A 21951-nucleotide genomic window follows, 5' to 3' on the forward strand; every position below is an offset into this window, starting at 1 on the left:
TTGTGAAAATTTCTTTGAACGATAAAAGGGTTTTTATTATACTTGGCTTTTTAGGATTGGCTGTAATTTATTATAACTTTTTTTATTTAAACCAGCAAAAAGATATAAAAGAGTATATCAAAAATATCGAATACTATGAAGAAAACAGCAAAGGTAGTGACGGTGCTGCGTTAAGGGTTGCAGGAATTGACACTGAACTTAAGATATTTAACGAGAAGATGAAAATTCTGAGGAGTATGTTTCCCCCAGAAATTACCCAGGAAAATGTATTGATTTTAATAAAAAAGTTTTCAGAGGAATCGGGGTTTATAATTAATAATATAGCTTTTTCAGAAGTCAAAGCAGTCAGTGGAGATACGGCTACTAGTGCTTCAAGTAATACTGCTTCGAGTACTGTTGCTGAATCAAATACGGATACAAAATCGAAGGCTGATGATAAATCAGAAGCAAGTGCAGGGTCAGAGACGAATACCCAATCTACAGGTATCATAACGACCCAAGCAGCTAGTGTTGTTTTAAATGATAAAAGGTTTATAAGTGCCCTTGATTCATTAGGCATAGCTTATGGACAAACTATAGAAGCTAGCTCAGCCAGGGTTTCTATTCCGGATGGAAAAGGATTTTCATTAGGTATTAGTATTAGTGGGACAAGCAGTAATAAACAATTGAAGGATTTTCTAAATAAGATGAAGAACTTTAAAAACACGATTTCTATAAATAATGTTCAAATTAACAGCAATAGCGAAGATGAGCTTTTGGTTAATATGGAAATTGAGTTTTTTGGAATTGCAGATAAAAAAGCTGCATTGCAGGAGGATTTCTTTGATGTTAAATGGACTCCTTTGGATCCTGGAGGCAAAAATGATATTTTTAAACCTTATGAAGGATATATGGCACCTGGCGATAAATCAGCAACCACAAACGTAAACGACAAAAATGAAGCGCAAAATATTGAAGAACAGTTGGAAGGTTATGACTTTTCGATGAGAGTACTATCTTTTGGTGCTGATATGGCTCCTCCAACAGTATCTTTTGTTGGGAAAAGTGTACTTTCAAATGAAAGTACGATGCCAATCGTTTATGGTGATAATAGGGATAACGAAAATGTAGATATATATCTTGAAACTAAGGATGGAAAGTTTTACTGTAAATTTAAAACGGACCATGAGGCGTTCCCTGAAATGACCTACGTGAACCTTGCGCAGTTTAAACCATCGGGAAATGAAATAAAGATGCTTATTGATTCAAGCAAAAGAGTGTCAACTAACGATAATGCTGGGGTCACAATTACAGTAACAAACAAAACTCAAAAAAATATGGTTATTGATGTTGTAAATGATGATGATAATAGGCCTAGAGTCGTTATCAATAAAAGTGGAAATAATTCTATAATTAATTATAAGTAAGGAAGCCCATTTGGGTCAAATAAGGCTGGAACGTGAGATTATAGCCGAAGTTATGTTTTCAGCATACCAATAAAAACGTCTTTATATATTGATATCTTTGATGATAGGGAGATGGAAAATGAAAGCTAAAGGTATTTTCACACACCTATCTAAATTATCCGCAAATAAAAAGGGCTTAACGTTGATTGAAGTGATTGTATCTATTGGGATACTGGCTATTGTAACCGGTCCTTTTTTGGGTACAATTATTCTTTCAACACGAAATAATGCTTATTCCGAGCAGGTTCTTAAGGCTTCGGAATTATCGCAAACAGTAATGGAAGAAATCAAGTCAAAGCCTGATTTTTTAGATATTGAGGCTGTTTCAGAAGCTGATGCCAAAACTACGGATTATAAAGAATACTTGATGGAAGATGATTATAGGGTGATGTACAAAATTATAAAAAAAGAAGGAACTATATCATCGTTAAGTGGGACATACAATTTTCCAGAAATAAGTGATATACCTGATAGCAATTTAAACTTTTCGGTAAACTCGGGAAATGTTTATTTAAACCGTGTATCTTACAACTTAAACTTTGAGCTTGTTCCTGTAAATTACTTTATTGATATAAGCGAAGCAAGCGGAATATGCACTTATAAGTTTTATGATGAGAAGGGGTCTTATTTTCAGACAGCAGAGCTCTTGAATGTGACTGAAACAGACCCGATAAAAATCAAGATTGAATATTTAAATGGCAGTGAGGATATTTTTAAGTTAAATGTAAACCTGAATAAGGTTAGTGAGAATAGAAAGGTTATTTTTTACGTTGTTAATGATGAAGGAGATAGCCTGCAAATAAAGAATGTGGGGACGAGACCATTTTATCAATTTGATGAGGTAGGTACCAACTGTGAAGAATACTATAACGTACTCTTTAAGATTGAATTGATTGTAGAGTATAAAGGCCAGGAGTTAAATAAAATGTTATCATATGTAAAGAAAATCAGGTGATTTATATGTATGTCAGGTATTTGCTCAAGTCCAAAAAGGGTTCAACACTGATACTAACCATTCTGATAATTATAGTGATGTCTTTACTTGGAATTTCTCTTATGGCAGTAACTCTGAGCTCAATGAAAATGAGCATTTTTCATAATGATCTGGAAAAGGCTTACTCCCTAGCCGAAGCTACTGCGGAAGAAATAATCAGTAAAGTTGATCAAAAAGTTGCTGATATTCAGGAAGCTTCAAGGATTCAGGCTTCTGATGACTTGAGGGAGCAGATAAAGTATAATCCGATTTCCTTGAGAGATCCAGAAGGAAATATATCTTTAGAAACATCTGACCCTAATAATGTGTCAAAACTGGAGCAAGAATACGAATTAAAATATTTTACATACTTTAAAGATAGCTTAGTTACACAATTTGGTGCAGTAAACAATACTGACAAGATGAAAGAACTTCTTGGCACAGAAGAAATTGATGCTGATGGAATCACTGTTTTTAAGGAGTTAGCAACTGGCGATGGCAGGTTGATTTTTAGATCGGCCCAATTTGATAGTGCAAACTACACTTTAAGCATAAGGGTTGGCGGTTTGTATAACGGCTATGAAAAGGACATTGATGTTGTTTTGAACCTTTTGGCAGAACCTGATGATACACCGTACCAGCCGATAGTACAGTCAAGAATAAAAAATCCTGTTAAGTACGATATTTTAAAGAAGGCTATTGTGACAGAAAAAAATCTTATTGCTACAGGTGGAAATGTTACTGTTACAGGAGATGTTCTGAGCTTTGGAACAGTTCCGGTAGTTGATGACACACTTCTTCCAAAGGATAGATTTGAAGATTGGACTGCAAATTGGAACAGATATGGTGGAATTATGGTTGGAATGTGTCAGGATGCAGCGGATGTATGTGCTGAGATGGGGTTTGATTCAAGTAGGACAGGTACTAATAACTATGGTTCATTGACTATAAACGGTAATGCTTCTACCATGGGTTATATACATTCTCTCTATAGTACAAGTATTAATCCTTCAAGTATATCAATCACTGGGGACTCTTATGCAAGGTCTTTAAGATCAGAGAAAAATTCAAACTATTCGACTCTTAATCTAAACAACTTATCGACGCTTGACAACCTTCAAATTGATTCAAATGGTACAGTGGTAAACATAAATGGCGTATATAAGGGCCTGGTAGATACATCACATGTTATCGACGGAAGCGGCAGTTATACAGTGGCAACTGAGGATGAACTTGTTCCTAAAAGGACAAGCAGTGTAATTGTTAATGGGGACTCAATTTTAAACTTTATGGATGCAATATATATTGGTGGAAGTACTTTTTTTAAGAATCTGTTAGATGGCAGTGAGTTCCCTTATATGTCTGGAATATCTGCACTTAAATCAACTATGAGGATAAGCAATGCCTTTACGAAAGATGATCCTTCAAACCCGGAAAACAAAATATTCTGGTATGAGGGAGGGAGTTATATTGATCCTTCAGAAACAGCTAGTTTTAAGTCTTATTCAAATGGTTCTGTGCAAATGATTTCAGGAAGAGCATCCAGGCCAGACTATTTTCCACTTATTAACCGTGCGATGCATTTTAAAAAAGTTTGGACTGATCTCTGGTTGACTGACATTAATGGAATTTTTCCTACATATGTAAATGCTGACAGTATAAATATAATGGGTAATGGGATTACTGCTGATGGAAAACTTAGAGGTTACTCAAATGGAGTAATTATTGCAAATGGGACTGTATATGACAGCTATCAATTTGAGGAAATACATGATCCGTCATTATTTCACATAAATGTTCAAAAACCTGCTATTAAAGCATATTATAATCAGATTAGCGGTCTCTTAAGTGACTCCTACAATTCTGAATACACTAGGCTGAATTTTGCGGCACCTACCAAAAACATCAATAACTACATAGACAGCAACTTTGTCGGGACAAACATGATAGTTGCCAACAAGCCCTATGTAAGTTCAAATTCTGATTTGGGGTTTGTCTATTATGGAAATAAAGATGTAGAAATTAAAGAGTCCGGAGGAAATTGGTACATAAACAGTGAGATTATGCCGATAACCAAGGGGATAATTTATGTCGATGGAAATATTTATATCGACGGTGGTTTTGACTTTACAGGTACTTTATTAGCTTCAAAGAACATTATATTTTTGGGCGATGCAAATGTTACATATGATGAAAGTGCAATAGATGCACTACTTAAAGCAGATGTAAACATAAATGGCTTCTTTGGTTTGCTTACATATGAAATACCTGATGAGACACTTGAAAGTCAGAGGATATCTACAAAGAATACCAGGATAGAAAAATGGAATGAAATTAAGTAGGTTAAAGGTGATGGTTGCATGTTTAAGAAAACAAAAGTTGTAATTGTAATTTTAGTTTTTGTACTGCAGATGGTGATGCAGTTTGAATTCATTGGTACAACATCGTATGCTGCTAATACAGGAATTATAAGGGTTGAGTTTTTTAATAGCAACACATCTGACTCGATAAACACTATATACCCTAATTTTAGGGTTACAAACTTAGGGAGTACTTCTTTAGATCTTTCCAAAGTAAAACTGAGATATTACTACACAATAGATGGTGATAAAAGTCAAAACTTCTGGTGTGACTGGTCATCAGTTGGCAGTTCAAATGTTACAGGGACATTTATGAAGTATGTTACACCATATACTAATGCTGATTATTACATTGAGATAGGATTTAAAAGTGGAGCGGGATATCTGACTTCTGGGTCTAACATTGAGGTAAAATCAAGGATTGCAAAAACGGACTGGAGCAATTATAGTCAGAAAAATGATTATTCATTTAATTCGTCCGCTTCAAATTATGTTGAGTGGAATTATGTAAGTGGTTTAATTGATGATATAGAAGTATATGGAATTGCACCGGGTGAACTTTCGTCAACGTCAACACCTAGCATAACACCAACGCTAACATCAACACTAACACCACCAACAACAATACCGACCGTGACTCCAACTTCATCTTCTACGATTTTAAAGGTTGAGTTTTATAATGGAAATACCAGCGCAACTATAAATACTATATATCCTAATTTTCGGATAACTAACTTAAGCAGCTCTTCAATTGATCTTTCCACAGTAAAACTTAGGTATTATTATACAATCGATGGTGAAAAAAAACAAAGCTTTTGGTGTGATTGGTCAACAGTAGGAAGTGCAAATGTAAATGGTACGTTTACGAAACTAGCAACATCATATACTACAGCAGATTATTATATGGAAATTGGATTTACTAGTGGAGCTGGATATCTGACTTCAGGGTCGAGTATTGAAGTTAAAACAAGGTTTGCTAAAACAAATTGGAGGGATTTTACACAGACGAATGACTATTCATTTAATGGAACTATAACATCTTATACCGAGTGGAATTATGTAACAGCTTATGTTGATAATTCTCTTGTGTGGGGAATTCCACCTGATATATTTTATGCCACTCCAACACCAACAGCTACTCCAACGCCAATACTTACGTCAACACCAACAGCCACTCAAACTCCAACCCCAACTGTAACACCTATTGTGACAACAGCACCGCAAAGAGAAGCTGGTGCATGGTATATGTTTGATAGTACAATCACTGGTTCCACTACCTTATCCAAAGATTATAAAGGAAATTATGGAAATGCAACCTTGAATTCAGGTGCTATTATTACTTCTGGGCGGAATAGAAATGGTTTGTCTTTAGATGGTGTTAATGATTATGCCAGCCTTCCTTCAGGTATTGTTAGTTCGTATGGTGATTTTACCATAGCTACATGGGTTAAGCTTGATACTAGTAGCAATTGGCAGAGGATATTTGATTTTGGTAATAATACAAGTTCCTATATGTATCTGTCTCCCAATTGTCCTGATGTATCTGCTAAAGGGGTTAAATTTGCAATAACCACAGGTGGAGGATGGTCTGAACAGACTATTTCATCAGGATACAATCTGCCAATAGGTGTGTGGAAGCATGTTGCAGTGACTTTGTCTGGTAATACAGGTATTTTATATATTGATGGAGTTGAGGCCGGAAGAAACAGCAGTATGACCTTAAAGCCATCCAGTTTAGGCAGCACTTCAAATAACTATATAGGAAAATCACAGACTAGCTCCGACCCATATTTGGACGGAATGATAGATGATTTTGTAATCTATAACAGGGCATTAAGTGATTCTGAGTTAAAGACCCTTGCAGGTTCTGCAACAAGGATAAATGACTCGGATTCAGGAATAGTTTACAGCTCAGGCTGGAGTTATAAATCTGGCAGATCAGGCAGTGATTATCTTTATGACGTGCATGATTCTGATTCGGCAGGCGGAGAAGATTATTTTGAGTATACATTTAGAGGTACAGGTGTAAATTTTATTGCTCCGAGATATAATGGGAATTCAGATGCTGCTATATATATTGATGGAGTATATAAGAAAACCATGTCAATGAGCGGTGCTTCAAATTATATTTCTCAAACGGTAACTTATAGTATACTGGATTTGACCCCCGGAACACATACAATTAAGGTTTCATGTTATAACAATACATGGGGAGTTGCTGATGCCATTGATATCTTGTGCAGTAACCAAACACCAACGGATATAGTGCTGCCAAATACAACTATAGAGGAAAATATTCCGGCTGGTACAATGGTTGGTAATTTAGGTACCATTGACTTTAATTCTGAAGATACATTTACATATGCACTTGTATCGGGAGAGGGGTCAACTGATAATGCGAGTTTTAGTATAGCTGGCAACCAACTTATGATTTTGGGCAGCCCTGATTACGAAACCAAAAACAGTTATTATATAAGGTTACGGACTACTGATGCAGGTGGGCTTTACTATGAGAAGGCATTTATAATATCAGTTACAGATGTAGTTGAGGCAACACCAACGCCAACAACAACTGCAACACCTAAGCCTACAGCAACTCGTACACCCGGACCAAGTCCTACGATTGGACAAGGAAGCGGTCTAAGAGGGGAATACTATGACAATATGGATTTTACGAATATAAAAGAAGTCAGAATTGACCCTGAGGTAAATTTTGACTGGGGTGCAGGGTCACCAAGTTCATACATCGATAAAGATACCTTTTCGGTAATATGGATAGGCAAGGTACAGCCGTTATACTCGGAAGAATATACTTTCTATACAATTTCAGATGAAAGTATAAAGCTATGGGTAAACGGTGTTCCTCTGATAGATAACAGTATAGATCATACATCAACGGAAGACTTTGGAATTATAGACCTTGAAGCCGGGCTAAAATACGATATTAGAATTGAGTATCATGAAAAAACTTCAAATGCTGTGGCACAGCTTTTATGGTCAAGCCCAAGCCAGGAAAAAGAAGTTATACCTAGAACACAATTATATCCACCTAAAATGTTCACTGCACTGGAACACTCAGTCAGAACTGTTGGCAATGATTTTGCCATCGGGGACTATGTACCTGTACGGATGAAGATACAAGTTTTATGGTCTATAGATAATCCTGTGATAGGCCTGGATTTGAATGTGCGCAAACCGGATGGCACAGCTAGCGGATTTATTTTAAAAGAAATTATGTCAGGGTCTAGTATCAATAAAAATATGTTTAGAGTATATGTGAACGGATCAATTGTGGGCCAAACAGGGTTTACTGTCTGGACTGAAGGAACAGGAAGCGATAGAAAACTTAAAGTTAAGGTGTTAAGAAGTTTTACACAAAATAATGTGCTCCAAATAGATTATATTGTTAAAGCTACGGCATCTACTGCTGTGTTTAATATGGGAATAAAAGAATATTTAGATGCTAATTCACTGAACAATGTTAACATGAAAATTTTCTATGAAATAAGCGAATGGGATGATTTAGGCCTTGTAATTTCTGAAGCTTATTCCAAAGACTCAACACTAGATTCTAGTGAAAAGAGTAAATTCCAAGCTGATATAAAACTGGAAGATCCGATACTTCTTGAATAAAAAGCCGAAGTAATATTTTCAGCTTGAAGACTACTATCTAGAGTTTTGAAACCGCCTTATATTGGAGTATGTGATTACAGTACTTAAACCAGTAATGTAATCACTCTACTCCTTTTCTATTGTGCATGATTTTTTAAATATAGAATATTAAAATTCTCCTTAAGTTTTATTAAAATTAAATATTCTGTTTTAAAAGTATATAAGTTTAGTTATAATAAGCTTATAATTCTTAAAGCAGACAAAAAGGTGGATGCAAATGATAAGATTTGGACCTTCAGGAAATTCGGAAAGTTTTTATGAACAGGGATACAAATCCTCTGTTCAAATGCCTGCGTGGCTTTGTGATATGGGCCTTAATGCTTATGAATATCAATGCAGCAAAGGAATAAAAGTTAGTGAGTCCACAGCGAGAAATATTGGAGAAGAAGCATCTAAAAACGGCATATACTTGAGTATTCACGCTCCTTACTATATAAATATGGCAAGCGAAGAGGAAGAAAAGAGAATTAATTCCAAGAGGTATATTCTTGAAACTTTAATTTGTGCTAAATGGATGCGAGCAAAAAGAATAGTAGTACATACAGGTTCTTACAGCAAGGTGGACAAAAAGTGGGCGCTTAAGATGGCTTGCGAAGTTATGAAAGAGGTTTTGGGAGAGGCAAAGGAAAGCGGTCTTGATGATGTGGGTATCTGTCCTGAAGTTTTGGGAAAGCAAAATCAGCTAGGTTCGCTTGAAGAAATAATTGAAATATGCAAAATTGATGAAAGCCTTATCCCAACTGTTGATTTCGGGCATATTCATGCGAGAGGGCTTGGGATTCTTAATTCAATTGAAGATTTTGAAGCAGTATTGAATACAATTGAGAACGCGTTAGGCTTTGAGAGACTTAAGAATCTGCACTGCCATTTCAGCAGAATTGAGTTTACCAAGGGTGGAGAAAAAAGACATTGGACTATCGATGATATTCAATTCGGCCCTGAATTTGAATATTTGGCTGAGGCTATATATAAAAAGAAAATGGAGCCGGTTATAATTTGTGAGTCCAGAGATAATATGGCGGAAGATGCGCTTAAACTAAAGAAAATATATGAAAATGTTGCGGGGGATAGAAAATGAAAAAAATATTAATCATTAACGGGCCGAATTTAAATCTATTAGGAACCAGAGAAAAAGCTGTATATGGAAACGAAACACTTGAAGATATAGCTAGAAAGACAAACCTTGAGGCTCAAAAGCTTAATGTTGATGTGGACTTTATCCAGACAAACCATGAAGGTGAAATCATTGACAGGATCCATGAGGCAAGGGGAAAGGTTGATGTTATAATAATCAATCCTGGAGCATATACTCATTACAGTTTAGCAATACGAGATGCTATAAAAGCTGTTGAGATACCTGCAATTGAAATTCATTTGTCAAATATTCATGCAAGAGAGGAATTCAGGAGTCATTCGGTTATTGCTCCGGTTTGTGTGGGGCAAATCTGTGGCTTTGGAAGTATCAGTTATATTTTGGGACTAAATGCGGCAGCAATGTTATAAAAACAAGAATCTAATTTAGGGTGATATAATGGCTAATCAAATTCAAATTGAAAAAAGACTTAAAGAACTACGCAGCAAATTAAAGAAAATGGGATTGGATGGTGCATTGATTACAAAGAGGGAGAATTATATATACCTGTCCAATTTTACTGGAACATTTGCAAATTTGCTTATTACTCAGGAAAAAGCAATGCTTGTTACCGACTTCAGATATGTTGAACAGGCAAGAAATGAAGTTCCGTCATATGAAATAATCCAATTTCAGGGGAATTTGGCTACAACTTTAAATGATCTGTTAACATCACACGGCGTCAGAAATCTTGGATTTGAAGAAGATTATATGACCTTTAAGACCTATGATGATCTCGGAAAGAAGCTTGGTAGCAGCAAACTTGTACCTTTAGACGGAGCTGTTGAGTTACTGCGGATTATTAAGGATCAGGATGAGGTTGAAGTAATCAAGGAAGCGGTGAGGGTTGCAGATGGTGCTTTTTCTCATATTTTAAAGTTTATAAAGCCTGGAGTAACTGAAATAGAAGTAGCTTCCGAGATCGAGCATTACTTTAAAAAGCAGGGTGCAAGAGGTCCATCCTTTGATACAATTGTTGCATCAGGTGTAAGGTCAAGTCTTCCTCATGGAGTTGCATCCTCAAAAGTCATTGAAATGGGAGATGCTGTTACTTTAGACTTTGGAGCTATTTATAAAGAGTATTGTTCAGACATGACGAGGACGGTTTTTGTTGGACAGCCGAAGGACGAACTAAAAAAAATATATGGCATTGTATTAAAAGCGCAGAAAGCCGCGCTTATTGGTGCTGCAAAAGGTCTCAAAGGCAAGGAAATTGACCGGATTGCAAGAGAGGTTATAGCCGAAGCCGGATTCGGTGAGAATTTCGGTCACAGCCTTGGTCATGGAGTAGGTATTGAAATACACGAAGAACCAAGACTTTCACCGCAAAGTATTACCGAAATGAAAAACGGCATGGTAGTAACTGTTGAACCGGGAATATATGTAAGTGGTCTGGGTGGCGTGAGGATAGAGGATATGATAGTAATTAATAATGATAAGCCATTAGTATTAACAGGTTCTACAAAGGATATGATAGTACTTTGATGCTTATCAGTATTACAGATTTTTGAATATACGTAGTATTAAAATGTATTTTAGTTGCTTATGGTCTACAAACTGGAATTTATAACATTTTCAGAACGTTTTTGTGACGAAATTAGCATTATTTTTCTTCATAAGAAACTTTTTCTTGAAATTAGCTTGATTTTATTTTAATATAAACTAGGAAATAATTATTTTGTATTTAATACTGATATAATATTAAACATTTATTGATCTAATAATTTTTGGAGGGATAATTTAATGATTACTGCTGGTGATTTTAGAAACGGCGTGACTTTTGAACTTGACGGAAATATCTTTCAAATAGTTGAGTTTCAACATGTTAAACCAGGAAAGGGAGCAGCTTTTGTTAGAACAAAACTTAAGAATATTGTAACAGGAGCTACAGTTGAAAGGACTTTCAATCCAACTGATAAAATGCCTAAAGCTCACATTGAAAGAAAGGACATGCAGTATCTTTACAGTGACGATGATTTTTACCATTTTATGGACGTTGAAACTTTTGAACAGATGCCGATAGGAAAAGCTAATGTCGGGGATGCTCTTAAGTTTGTAAAAGAAAATGAAGTTGTAAAAATATTGTCTCATAAGGGAAATGTATTTGGTATTGAGCCTCCTACATTTGTTGAACTGAAAATAACTGAAACTGATCCAGGTTTCAAGGGTGATACTGCTACAGGTGCTACAAAGCCTGCAACTGTTGAAACAGGAGCAGTAATAAAAGTTCCTTTATTCGTTGATAACGGTGATGTTATTAGAATAGATACCCGTACTGGGGAGTATATGGAAAGAGTTTAATGGGTATAATAAATCAGGAAGTTGAAGGTTCAAGACTGTTCTGATTATTGATGTGTATTATGCTTAAACAGAAATAAAATTTCTTGCTAAATAAAAAGTAAAGGAGAAAACCTATGAGCTTTATTAAAGAAAGGGTTGCTTACCTAAAAGGATTAGCAGAAGGAATGCAGATAAGTGATGCAACAAACGAAGGCAAGCTATTGAGCTCCATAATTGACGTATTGGATGATATGGCTCTTGCTATCGATGATATGGAAGAAGTTCAGGAACAACTTGGAGAACAGGTAGACAATATGGATGAAGATCTTGCAGAAGTAGAAAGAGTTCTTTTTGATTGTGAAGAAGAGGATGAAGACTACGATGATGGTATTCTTGCAGAAGTTGAGTGTCCACATTGTGGTGAGATAATCGAACTTGACGAGGACATGCTTGATGAAGAAGCAGAATCCTTCGAGTGTCCGCATTGCGGAAAAGATGTAGCAGTTGAATGGGATTGTGACTGTGATGATTGCTGCGATCATGATCACGAATAGTACTTATAAATAAAAAAAGATATGTTAAGCAACTTGCTTAACATATCTTTTTTTAATGCCTAAGAAAGTGTATTTCTTTCTGGCATCAAAAAAGTCTACCGAAAGGCCGTTTGCTACAGAGGAATACCCCAGCTATAAATCGGCGAAGCCGACTTTTTTATATTAGGAAATTGCAAAGCAAATGTCTTATAATCTCGAGGGCTGAATGCCTCTCGGGATTTTTTTACGACTCTTTCGAACAAAGTGAAAGAGGCAAAAGCGAAGGTGTTCGATAAGATACCCCCGAGCTTTTATTTTTTTTGTCATACAATTGGACAAATTATAATATTAATTTATATAGGTATTTAAGAGCGAATGGTATCAGGCGAAAGTCAGTATATTAGGGAGGGAATCCGTTATGATTACCAAAGACAAGCAAGTTATCAAAATGGACGAAGTTAATAATTTTGAGAGGGACATATTGAAGTTTATTTCACAGGACTTGAGAGGTATGATAAGAAAAGTTTCCATAAAGGATTTGATATGCCTGGAAGAGATAAGATTCAGGGTGAACAGGCCGGTAATGCTTCAGAATTCCAGAGGAAACTTTTTTTTGGATTCAGAGGGTGGGTTGACAAGCAAACCAATCAATCCAGTACTAGTAACACAGGAACAGATAATAAAAACATTGGAGCTTATAAGTGAAAACTCCATATATGCTTTTCAGGATGAGATTCGAAACGGATTTATTACCCTAAAGGGAGGTCACCGTGTAGGTATAACCGGAAGGGTAGTACTAGAAGGAACTCAGATAAAGAATATAAGGGATATATCAGGACTTAATATGAGAATATCTAGGGAAGTATACGGATGTTCATCGAAAATCCTCAGATACATCGTTCAAGGGGACAATGATGTCTACAATACACTGATTGTATCACCTCCAAAGTGTGGTAAGACTACAATATTAAGAGACTTGGCGAGGAATTTAAGTGATGGTGTAGATGGATTTGCAATTAGAGGTTTAAAGGTTGGAGTGGTTGATGAACGGTCGGAAATTGCAGCATGCTTTAAAGGATCGCCCCAAAAAGAGGTTGGTGCTAGAACAGATGTACTGGATGCATGCCCCAAACAGCTTGGAATGTCTATGATGCTAAGATCAATGTCTCCTGATGTTATTATAACAGATGAAATAGGATGCAATGGTGACAAAGAAGCTTTAATGCAGGTCCTAAATGCAGGAGTGAAGATTATTACTACAGCCCATGGGTTTAATATTTCGGAGCTGAAGATGCGCAAAGAAGTTCTTGGCATGATGGAAGAAAAGGTATTTGGAAGATTGATTGTGCTAAGCTGTAAGGATGGCCCTGGGACCGTAGAGGAAGTGCTGGATGGAAGCAGTATGAAGTTTTTGTATAGGAGAGACCAATTATGTTGCTAAAGTTAGTTGGTAGTCTGATTGTATTGGTAGCTTGCAGTCTTTTGGGATATTCACATGCAAATACTTACGCCAAAAGGCCGGGAGAACTTAAAGTCCTTCAATCACTGCTTCAGATTTTTGAAAATGAAATAAGTTTTTTATCAAATGTGCTTGAGGATGCTTTTTTGAAAGTACATAAATGTACTGACAAAAGTGTGGGCGTTTTTTTTGAAGCAACGGTTCGGAACCTGAACGATGGTCTTTGCGCCAGCGAGGCATGGACAAAGGCTATTAAGGAAAATATCAACAAGACTAACTTGAATTCTGAAGATGAGAATATAATTATTTCCTTTGGCAATATGCTGGGAAGCTCTGACTTAGAAGGACAGATCAAAAATATTCATTTAACAGTGAGTCAACTGAAAATTCAGGAACAAAAAGCTGAGGAACTAAAAGTCAAGAATGAGAGCATGTATAAGAATTTAGGTGTCCTGGGAGGTCTGGCAATAATTATACTATTGTTCTAAATTAAAAGTTTTTCTGAATATATATAACTTGTACAAAGAAAAAACACAAGGAGAAAGATTAAATTATGGATATAGAATTAATTTTTAAAATAGCAGCTATAGGAATACTGGTTTCTGTGTTAAATGCTTTGCTTAACAAGTCAGGAAGAGATGAACAGGCAATGATGACAACACTGGCAGGCCTTATAGTAGTACTTATGATGATAGTCAAGGAGATAGCAAATCTATTTGATACGGTCAAGACGTTATTTCAGTTTTAAAGTTAAAGGTGATGATGCTAGTGGATATACTACAGATAATTGGGTTGGCGATTGTGGCAACGGTAATTATAGCGATACTTAAAGTGCAAAGGCCTGAGATTGCAATACAGATAAGTATAGCGACAGGAATAATTGTATTTACCATGATTTTGGGGAAGATAACTGCAGTGATTGAGCTTTTAAACAGCTATGCAACAAAGGTTAATATAGATACTATTTATTTCTCAACACTACTGAAAATTATAGGGATAGCGTATATTGCTGAATTTGGAGCAGAAGTGTGTAAAGATGCAGGAGAAGGTGCGATAGCGTCAAAAGTTGAGCTTGCAGGTAAAGTAGTAATTATTGTTCTGGCAGTTCCAATAATAACTTCTCTGATGGACTTAATTATAAGTATCATGCCATAGAAAATCGTATACAGTGAACGGATGGGATAAAATGTTAACAAACAAAAGCAAAACTATTTGTGTGGTTACAAGAATAATTATTTTATTGACATCAATATTTATACTCTGTGCTTCTTTTCCTATTGTGGTTTATAGTGAGGAGGCAATTACAGAGGACGAAATAATTGAACAGCAGGCGGGGACTGATGAAGTGAAGTCTGTTGAAGACAAGCTTGAGAATATTGCAGATGAAGACTTTAGTGAAATAATGCCTGGATATGATCCGGAAAATCTGATAAAGGATGTTGCAAAGGGAGAGTTCAAATTCGATATATCAGGCATTTTTAACAGGGTTTTGATGTTTTTATTTAAAGAGATATACATAAATATTGATATATTGATAAAGCTCGTAGTCTTAGTAATTATATGTGCCGTTCTTAAGAACCTGCAGGCATCCTTTATGAGTAAAAGTGTTGGGGAACTTGCATTCTATGTGTGCTATATAGTTATGGTTTCTGTATTAATGGTTAGCTTTAGCAGTGCGCTCAAGACAGGTATGGAAATAATCAATGCAATGGTGAATTTTATGTATGCATCCATACCTGTACTTATAACCTTACTGATATCAGGGGGGAATATAACATCGGGAGGAGTGCTGCAGCCTGTACTTATAATGATTGTACAATTTACTGCTACAATCATCAAAACCGTTTTTATTCCTCTTATAGTTCTGTCAACCATTATATCAATAGTTGATAATATTTCGGAAAAAATGCAGGTTGCAAGGCTGGCTGCCTTTTTAAAACATATTACTACATGGTCTTTAGGATTTATACTTACTATATTTGTTGCAGTTGTATCACTTCAGGGCTCATTAGGGGCAGTAGTTGATGGCGTCACAAGTAAAACAACCAAGTTTGCAATAAGTGCTTTTATACCTGTAGCAGGAAAGTATCTCGCAGATGCAGCTGATGCTGTTATTGGATGTACTTTGCTTATAAAAAATGGAGTTGGGGTTGCAATTATGATTGGGATAATATCAATTAGTGTTATACCAATAATAAAAATTTTAGCGATTATAGTAATGTATAGGATGGCATGTGTTCTTTTAGAGCCTGTATCTGATAGCAGAATTCTTAAGTGCATTGGAGAAGTAGCTGGTTCAATGACTTATATTCTTGGTATTGTGGCTTCGGTAACATTTATGTTTCTCATAACAGTAACAGCTTTAATTACTGCAAGCAATTTAAGTGCCATGATGAGGTAGTTGGATATCAATAAAATCTTAGGGAATTAGAGTAATTCTGTTGTATATTATTTTACTTTCAAATTCCCTAAATAAAACTCTTTGCGGAGGATACAATGATAGATTTTTTAAAAGACTGGTGCCTAAATATAGTAACTCTTGTAATCTTTATTGTACTTTTGGAAATGCTCTTGCCGTCCGGCAAGATGAAAAAGATGATAAATCTGGTTTCCGGGCTGATTCTTGTAATTGCGCTGATAAATCCTGTTCTTGGTCTCCTGAAAAAAGGAGTTGACCTCGAAGATTTTCAAATGGCAAACAGCAATTTTATCGATAAAAAGGAGATAATGGTAAACAGCGAAATGATAAAGGAAGAACAAACAAAGCAGATTACAAATGTATATAGAAACAAGGTTATAAACCAATTGGAGGGTATAGTAAAAGAGGTTAAGGGAGTTTCGGATGCAAAGGCTGATGTTATTATAAATGAGGATTATTCAACAGAAAATTTCGGAGAGGTAAAAAAGGCATATATTACTTTAAAACTTGGGGAAGATGATAAAGATGCAAAAACTGTTAAAACTGTAAAAGTTGTTAAAACTATCGGTAAAGTTTCAGTTAATACTAAGAAAACTGACGACAGAGAAAAAACATCAGAGAAAAGAATTGATAATGGGTTGAAGGCACAGATTGAAGAAAAAATTGAAAAAATATTAAATATACAGAAAGAGAATATAATAATTTCTCTAGAGGAAAATTAAGGAGGGCAAAATGGATAAAATTAAAAATATCATCGAATATTTTAAGAAAATGTTCAAGGCTGAAAACAACAGTAAAATTGGAGAAAATCTGGTTATTGTGATAATAATCGGAGTTATAGTTATTATAGCCGGAAGCACATTTTTTGGAGGAGGAAGCAAATCCAAAAAGGGTAATACTGGCCAGAGTACAGAGGAAAATAACCCTGGGAATGCCAAGGAGGTTTCAAAGCTAGGTGTGACAGATGAAAAGACAGATATTGAGAAGAGTATTGAGGGAATTCTTTCACAGATAGGCGGGGCCGGAAAAGTAGATGTATTGGTGACTTATGTATCAGGCAAGGAAATAGTTCCCTATTCTGATATTAAGAAAAGTGATGACGTAACGGATGAAAAGGATAGCACAGGGGGGACACGAAAAATAAATCAGAGCTCTTATGAAAGTGAAATTGCTTATGAGGATAATGGTAATGGAGAGAAAAAGCCAATAATTGTGAAGGAACTGCTGCCAGAGGTTAAGGGAGTGGTAGTAGTGGCAGATGGAGCCAGTGATGCGGTTGTTAAAGAAAAGCTAGTAAATGCAGTAAAGGTGCTTCTTGGAGTACCTATACATAAGATTCAGGTTTTTGAAAGGAAAGGAAATTAAACCTATACATAAAAAATTTCAAAAAATAGATATAAATGAGACAAAATTGCAATATATATTATAAAAAACTTAAAAAATGAAGGGGGATTCCTTGATGATGGTTTTTAAAAGAAAGCAAATTGTGGTTTTATCATTGGTTATGATGATAGTAATAGCAGGGTATTTACAATACAGCTATAAGAAAAGCAGTATTTCTGTGAGTGAAATAGCAGACAGCGATTCTCCAAGACTTGGTGAAGCAGTTTATGTAGATAACACTGAGGTGCTAGATAATGAAGTAGCTGAAACAACTGGGGATACAGCTAACAAAGATATCAAAAAGGAAGACAATAAAAAAGAAGACAATAAAAAAGAAGACAATAAAAAAGAAGATAACAAAAAAGAAGATAACAAAAAAGAAGATAACAAAAAAGCAGATAGTAAAAAAACTGTTCAAGCATCAAAAGTGGCAAATGATTTTTTTGCACAGGCAAAAATGGATAGAGATGTAACAAGAGGTAAAAATAAAGATGAACTTCAAGGTATAATAGGAGATCCTGAATCAAGCAAAGAGCTTAAGTCGCAGGCTAATGATAAGATGTTGGCGATAATAGATAGCTCTGAAAGAGAAATGGCAATAGAAACACTGATTAAAGAAAAAGGTTTTAGTGATGTAGTTGTGTTTGTGGCAGATGATGGAAGTCTTGATATCGTTGTAAAAACACAAAGTCTTACAGATGCAGAAGCAACACAGATTGCAGATATTGCTGCAAGACAGGCAAATGTATCGATTGCTAATATTCATGTAAGAGATATTTTTTGATTCGAGAAATTTGTAAATAAGTGTTAAAAAATAAACTTCGGCTATAATTTGTTGATATCAATGCACTGTGGTGATATAATATCTGTGTATCAGGCTTCTTACATGATACTACAGGGAGGGAAACCGGATGGAAGAAATTGTCCAAGGTAATAATGATGAAATAGGAAATGTTAAAATATCTGAAGAGGTTGTTGCTATAATTGCGGGGCTCGCTGCTATGGATGTACCAGGTGTTGCAGGTATGAGTGGCGGAATTGTCGGCGGAATTGCAGAAATCCTTGGACGAAAGAACTTATCAAAGGGAGTAAAAGTCGAGGTTGGAGAAAAAGAAGCTGCCGTTGATTTATATATTATAGTTGAATATGGTTGTAGGATTCCTGATGTTTCTTGGGATATACAGGAGAAAGTTAAAAATGCTGTTGAGACTATGACAGGACTTGAAGTAATAGAAATAAACATTCATGTTCAAGGTGTGAACATAGAAAAGGACAATAAAAAAGAGATTGTCGAGGAAGTTTCGAGGGTTAAGTAAATTCTACGCGACTGTATGTAATTATTACCTTTTTTTAATATTAGAGGAAGTTGCGGTTTACTTACCCTAAAATTTAAATTAATAACCCTTCTAGGGTTTATTTTTTTCCAAAAATAAAATATAATATTATTGTATAAATATATGCTATTGAGTGTTATTTTGTATTGTTTGAATTTGGTAATATAAATGTATGAATAGAATATTGCTAAAAAATGTAGTATAAAAGTTTAATTTTTTATTAACAATTGTAGTATTACTGTTTTCTAAAACAAAAGAAAAATGTGAAGAGGTGACAGATTACTTATGAATATTATTTTTAGGACGATTTTGGCAATCTATGCTTTTTGCCTGACAGTGGTATCTGTGATATTAATGGCTATGACATTAAGGCATGATTTGTTTACAAGCATAACAAGTTATATCAATGAATATGTTCTACCAAACAGGGCTTCAAATATTCTCATGTTTATGATTGAATTGATATTCTTTTCACTAAGTATAGTTTTCTTGTTATCGGGAGTCAAAAGTGAGAAAGAGAAAAAATTTATCAGCAAGGTTAACAATGTAGGAGAAATCAGGATATCACTCAATACTATTGAAAACATAGCTTTGGCAGCGTCTCGCAAATTCAATGGTGTAAAGGAGACGAAGGCCTATGTTAACAAATTAGGAGAAGATGTTTCAATATATATCAAGGCAGTTGTATTAGCTGATATTCATATCCCAACCCTGTCAGAAGAGCTTCAAAACAAGGTGAAGAAAGCTGTTGAAGAAACTTCCGGTATCAATGTTACAGGAGTAAAAGTTTCTGTAGAAAATGTATATACCGGGTACAAATCGAGGGTTGAATAGGAGAGGTATATATTATGAGTTGGGAAAAGTTGCTTGCTTTCTATAAAGCACATTTTGGAGAAATAAACGGTGCCTTAGGCGGATTAATATTTGCATTGTGTACTCTTATTGCTGGATTTTTTCAGACATTGTTTATTGCATTATGTGTATTAATAGGTTATTATATTGGAAAAAAGATTTCGCAGGACAAGGACTATTTAAGAAATTTGTTGGATAGAATATTACCGCCGGGTACATATAGGTGAATTTATGGTAAAATGAATTAATAATATCTATCATAAATTTGCTCACACTAATTGAGGAGGTACAAGGTTAATGGGAAGAAGGGCAGCCAGGGAAATTGCAATGAAGCTCGTGTATCAGTTGGAGATTCAAAAGGACTCCAGGGAAGAGCAGATAAGGCAGACCCTCGAACAAGAGAATGTAACTGAAAATGATACAAACTATATTACTGATGTTGTAGAAGGTGTATTTAAGAACCTCGAACAGATAGACAAAACTATTGAGATGTATTCAAAAGGCTGGAAACTCTCAAGAATTTCAAAGGTTGATTTGTCTATTTTAAGGCTTAGTATATATGAGATAAGTTTCAGGAATGATATTCCGTTTAATGTATCTGTAAATGAAGCAGTTGAGTTGGCTAAAAATTATAGTGGCGAAGAAAGCAGCTCATTTATTAATGGAATATTAGGTAAGGTTTCAAAAGTAAGTGTTTTGCCTAGTGAGACAGACAATATGTAAAAATATTAGAATTTTTACAACCCACCTTATTAAGGTGGGTTGTTGTGATAGAAATTATCTTAAGAGTGCATTTTTGACATTGTGAAGAATTAAAACTTGTAATGTTGAAAAGTATTAGATACAAAAAATTATATTAAAACGGCTTTAGGTGAGCGCATGCTGGAAACTTTAACTGGTGCTTTTGAAAATATATTATCAGTATCTTTGGTAAACAGGTACATTAAGGAAATCATATCAAGGGATATGATCCTTTCAAACCTTTGGGTAAGAGGTGAAGTTTCCAACTTCAAAAATCATTCCTCAGGGCATATGTATTTTACACTTAAGGATGAAAACAGTCTAATTAAGTGTGTTATGTTCAGGACACAAAACTCTTATTTGAAGTTTATGCCCGAGAATGGTATGAAAGTTATAATAAGAGGGTATGTTTCACTGTTTGAAAGGGATGGTCAGTATCAGCTTTATGCCGAGGAAATGATCAGTGACGGTGTAGGCAATCTTCATATTGCATTTGAACAGTTAAAAAAGAGACTTTCCGAGGAAGGCCTTTTTGACAACAGTTTTAAAAAGCGCATACCTTTCATGCCGGGTTCAATCGGAGTAGTAACTTCATCAACTGGGGCAGTTATCCGTGATATAATTAATGTTCTTGATAGAAGATTCTATAATGCCAATATTAAAATATTTCCTGTAAAAGTTCAGGGAGCAGGTGCTGCTAAAGAAATAAGCAGGGCTATTAATAAACTAAATGAGCTTAAATGTGTTGATGTTATAATAGTTGCAAGAGGTGGGGGATCTTTAGAGGAGCTCTGGCCTTTTAATGAGGAAATTGTTGCAAGAAGCATATTTAACTCTAAAATTCCTGTAATATCGGCAGTAGGCCATGATACAGACTATACAATTTGTGACTTTGTTGCAGATGTACGTGCTCCAACTCCATCGGCAGCTGCAGAGATAGTAATGCCTGAAAAGCATATGCTGGTTAACAGGATAAGTGAACTTGAAATTAGATTTCGAAGTGCATTATTAAGAAATGTTAAAATAAAGAGAAAGAGACTTGATGAACTTAAGAATGCAGCCGTTTTCAGACAACCCTATGACCGGGTATATCAGGAGAGAATGAAGCTTGATATACTGAATAAGGACCTTAAAAAGGCATTCTTAGTAAAAAAGGAGAGATCAAGGTCAAGACTCCAGTTTCTTATAGGAAAGCTTGATGCCTTAAGTCCTCTGACCATATTATCAAGGGGTTACAGCATTGTGAAAGCTGCGGATGATAAACACGTAGTTAAGTCTATAAATGATGTAAGGGCAGGGGAGCAAATAGAGGTTAACTTGGAGGATGGAAATTTGGAGTGCACAGTAAATAGTGTGAAGGGTAGGTAG

Annotated in this window: 22 protein-coding genes; all 22 read left to right on the plus strand. The window is 35.3% G+C overall.

From position 1 onward, the window contains the following. The first annotated feature begins 2 nt into the window (after nucleotides 1–2). The 22 genes from ACECE_RS0225400 to xseA all read left to right on the plus strand — a co-directional run bounded on the left by ACECE_RS0225400 (nucleotide 3) and on the right by xseA (nucleotide 21951). Nucleotides 3–1406 (plus strand): hypothetical protein, encoded by a 1404-nt coding sequence (locus ACECE_RS0225400; protein WP_010252570.1) that lies wholly within the window; start codon nucleotides 3–5, stop codon nucleotides 1404–1406. Nucleotides 1407–1524: 118 nt separating this feature from the next. Next, entirely contained in the window at nucleotides 1525–2400 is an 876-nt protein-coding gene (locus ACECE_RS0225405; protein WP_010252572.1) for a type IV pilus modification PilV family protein, read from the plus strand. A 5-nt stretch (nucleotides 2401–2405) separates the two neighbouring features. Beyond that, entirely contained in the window at nucleotides 2406–4760 is a 2355-nt protein-coding gene (locus tag ACECE_RS0225410; RefSeq protein WP_010252574.1) for a PilX N-terminal domain-containing pilus assembly protein, read from the plus strand. An 18-nt stretch (nucleotides 4761–4778) separates the two neighbouring features. Continuing rightward, the gene (locus tag ACECE_RS29865; RefSeq protein ID WP_010252575.1) at nucleotides 4779–8411 is read left to right on the plus strand and encodes a cellulose binding domain-containing protein; all 3633 of its coding nucleotides are present in this window, start codon (nucleotides 4779–4781) and stop codon (nucleotides 8409–8411) included. Between the two features lie 256 nt (nucleotides 8412–8667). Further along, nucleotides 8668–9528, plus strand: a complete 861-nt coding sequence (locus ACECE_RS0225420; RefSeq protein WP_010252577.1) for a TIM barrel protein — start codon at nucleotides 8668–8670, stop codon at nucleotides 9526–9528. Further along, nucleotides 9525–9953, plus strand: coding sequence for a type II 3-dehydroquinate dehydratase (aroQ, locus tag ACECE_RS0225425; RefSeq protein ID WP_010252579.1), 429 nt, complete (start codon nucleotides 9525–9527; stop codon nucleotides 9951–9953). The genes ACECE_RS0225420 and aroQ overlap by 4 nt, the downstream gene beginning before the upstream one ends. Before the next feature lie 28 nt (nucleotides 9954–9981). After that, complete coding sequence (locus ACECE_RS0225430; RefSeq protein ID WP_010252582.1) at nucleotides 9982–11067, plus strand: M24 family metallopeptidase; 1086 nt, start codon at nucleotides 9982–9984, stop codon at nucleotides 11065–11067. A 258-nt stretch (nucleotides 11068–11325) separates the two neighbouring features. Further along, on the plus strand, nucleotides 11326–11883 hold the full coding sequence (gene efp, locus ACECE_RS0225435) for an elongation factor P (protein ID WP_010252584.1): 558 nt from the start codon (nucleotides 11326–11328) through the stop codon (nucleotides 11881–11883). 113 nt (nucleotides 11884–11996) lie between these two features. After that, nucleotides 11997–12416 (plus strand): CD1247 N-terminal domain-containing protein, encoded by a 420-nt coding sequence (locus tag ACECE_RS0225440; RefSeq protein ID WP_010252586.1) that lies wholly within the window; start codon nucleotides 11997–11999, stop codon nucleotides 12414–12416. A gap of 397 nt (nucleotides 12417–12813) precedes the next feature. Further along, nucleotides 12814–13836, plus strand: coding sequence for a stage III sporulation protein AA (gene spoIIIAA / locus ACECE_RS0225445; RefSeq protein ID WP_010252588.1), 1023 nt, complete (start codon nucleotides 12814–12816; stop codon nucleotides 13834–13836). After that, nucleotides 13827–14342 carry a stage III sporulation protein SpoIIIAB gene (gene spoIIIAB, locus ACECE_RS0225450; RefSeq protein ID WP_010252590.1) on the plus strand — a complete coding sequence of 172 codons (516 nt, stop codon included), beginning with the start codon at nucleotides 13827–13829 and terminating at the stop codon, nucleotides 14340–14342. The genes spoIIIAA and spoIIIAB overlap by 10 nt, the downstream gene beginning before the upstream one ends. Before the next feature lie 65 nt (nucleotides 14343–14407). Beyond that, a complete protein-coding gene (gene spoIIIAC / locus ACECE_RS0225455) occupies nucleotides 14408–14602 on the plus strand; it encodes a stage III sporulation protein AC (RefSeq protein WP_010252592.1) in 195 nt (64 codons plus the stop codon). A 20-nt stretch (nucleotides 14603–14622) separates the two neighbouring features. Next, the gene (spoIIIAD, locus tag ACECE_RS0225460) at nucleotides 14623–15009 is read left to right on the plus strand and encodes a stage III sporulation protein AD (protein ID WP_010252594.1); all 387 of its coding nucleotides are present in this window, start codon (nucleotides 14623–14625) and stop codon (nucleotides 15007–15009) included. A gap of 31 nt (nucleotides 15010–15040) precedes the next feature. After that, nucleotides 15041–16255, plus strand: coding sequence for a stage III sporulation protein AE (spoIIIAE, locus tag ACECE_RS0225465; protein WP_010252596.1), 1215 nt, complete (start codon nucleotides 15041–15043; stop codon nucleotides 16253–16255). 95 nt (nucleotides 16256–16350) lie between these two features. After that, nucleotides 16351–16995, plus strand: coding sequence for a stage III sporulation protein AF (spoIIIAF, locus tag ACECE_RS0225470; protein ID WP_010252598.1), 645 nt, complete (start codon nucleotides 16351–16353; stop codon nucleotides 16993–16995). 10 nt (nucleotides 16996–17005) lie between these two features. Continuing rightward, the gene (locus tag ACECE_RS0225475; RefSeq protein WP_010252600.1) at nucleotides 17006–17638 is read left to right on the plus strand and encodes a stage III sporulation protein AG; all 633 of its coding nucleotides are present in this window, start codon (nucleotides 17006–17008) and stop codon (nucleotides 17636–17638) included. 94 nt (nucleotides 17639–17732) lie between these two features. Further along, nucleotides 17733–18440 carry a SpoIIIAH-like family protein gene (locus ACECE_RS0225480; protein ID WP_010252602.1) on the plus strand — a complete coding sequence of 236 codons (708 nt, stop codon included), beginning with the start codon at nucleotides 17733–17735 and terminating at the stop codon, nucleotides 18438–18440. A gap of 127 nt (nucleotides 18441–18567) precedes the next feature. Continuing rightward, nucleotides 18568–18972 (plus strand): Asp23/Gls24 family envelope stress response protein, encoded by a 405-nt coding sequence (locus ACECE_RS0225485; protein WP_010252604.1) that lies wholly within the window; start codon nucleotides 18568–18570, stop codon nucleotides 18970–18972. A 303-nt stretch (nucleotides 18973–19275) separates the two neighbouring features. Beyond that, the gene (amaP, locus tag ACECE_RS0225490) at nucleotides 19276–19824 is read left to right on the plus strand and encodes an alkaline shock response membrane anchor protein AmaP (protein ID WP_010252606.1); all 549 of its coding nucleotides are present in this window, start codon (nucleotides 19276–19278) and stop codon (nucleotides 19822–19824) included. A 14-nt stretch (nucleotides 19825–19838) separates the two neighbouring features. Further along, complete coding sequence (locus tag ACECE_RS0225495; protein ID WP_010252608.1) at nucleotides 19839–20069, plus strand: DUF2273 domain-containing protein; 231 nt, start codon at nucleotides 19839–19841, stop codon at nucleotides 20067–20069. A 70-nt stretch (nucleotides 20070–20139) separates the two neighbouring features. After that, complete coding sequence (gene nusB / locus ACECE_RS0225500) at nucleotides 20140–20565, plus strand: transcription antitermination factor NusB (RefSeq protein ID WP_010252609.1); 426 nt, start codon at nucleotides 20140–20142, stop codon at nucleotides 20563–20565. A gap of 156 nt (nucleotides 20566–20721) precedes the next feature. Further along, a complete protein-coding gene (xseA, locus tag ACECE_RS0225505; RefSeq protein ID WP_010252611.1) occupies nucleotides 20722–21951 on the plus strand; it encodes an exodeoxyribonuclease VII large subunit in 1230 nt (409 codons plus the stop codon).

The organism is Acetivibrio cellulolyticus CD2 (genome assembly GCF_000179595.2).
Classification (GTDB): domain Bacteria; phylum Bacillota; class Clostridia; order Acetivibrionales; family Acetivibrionaceae; genus Acetivibrio; species Acetivibrio cellulolyticus.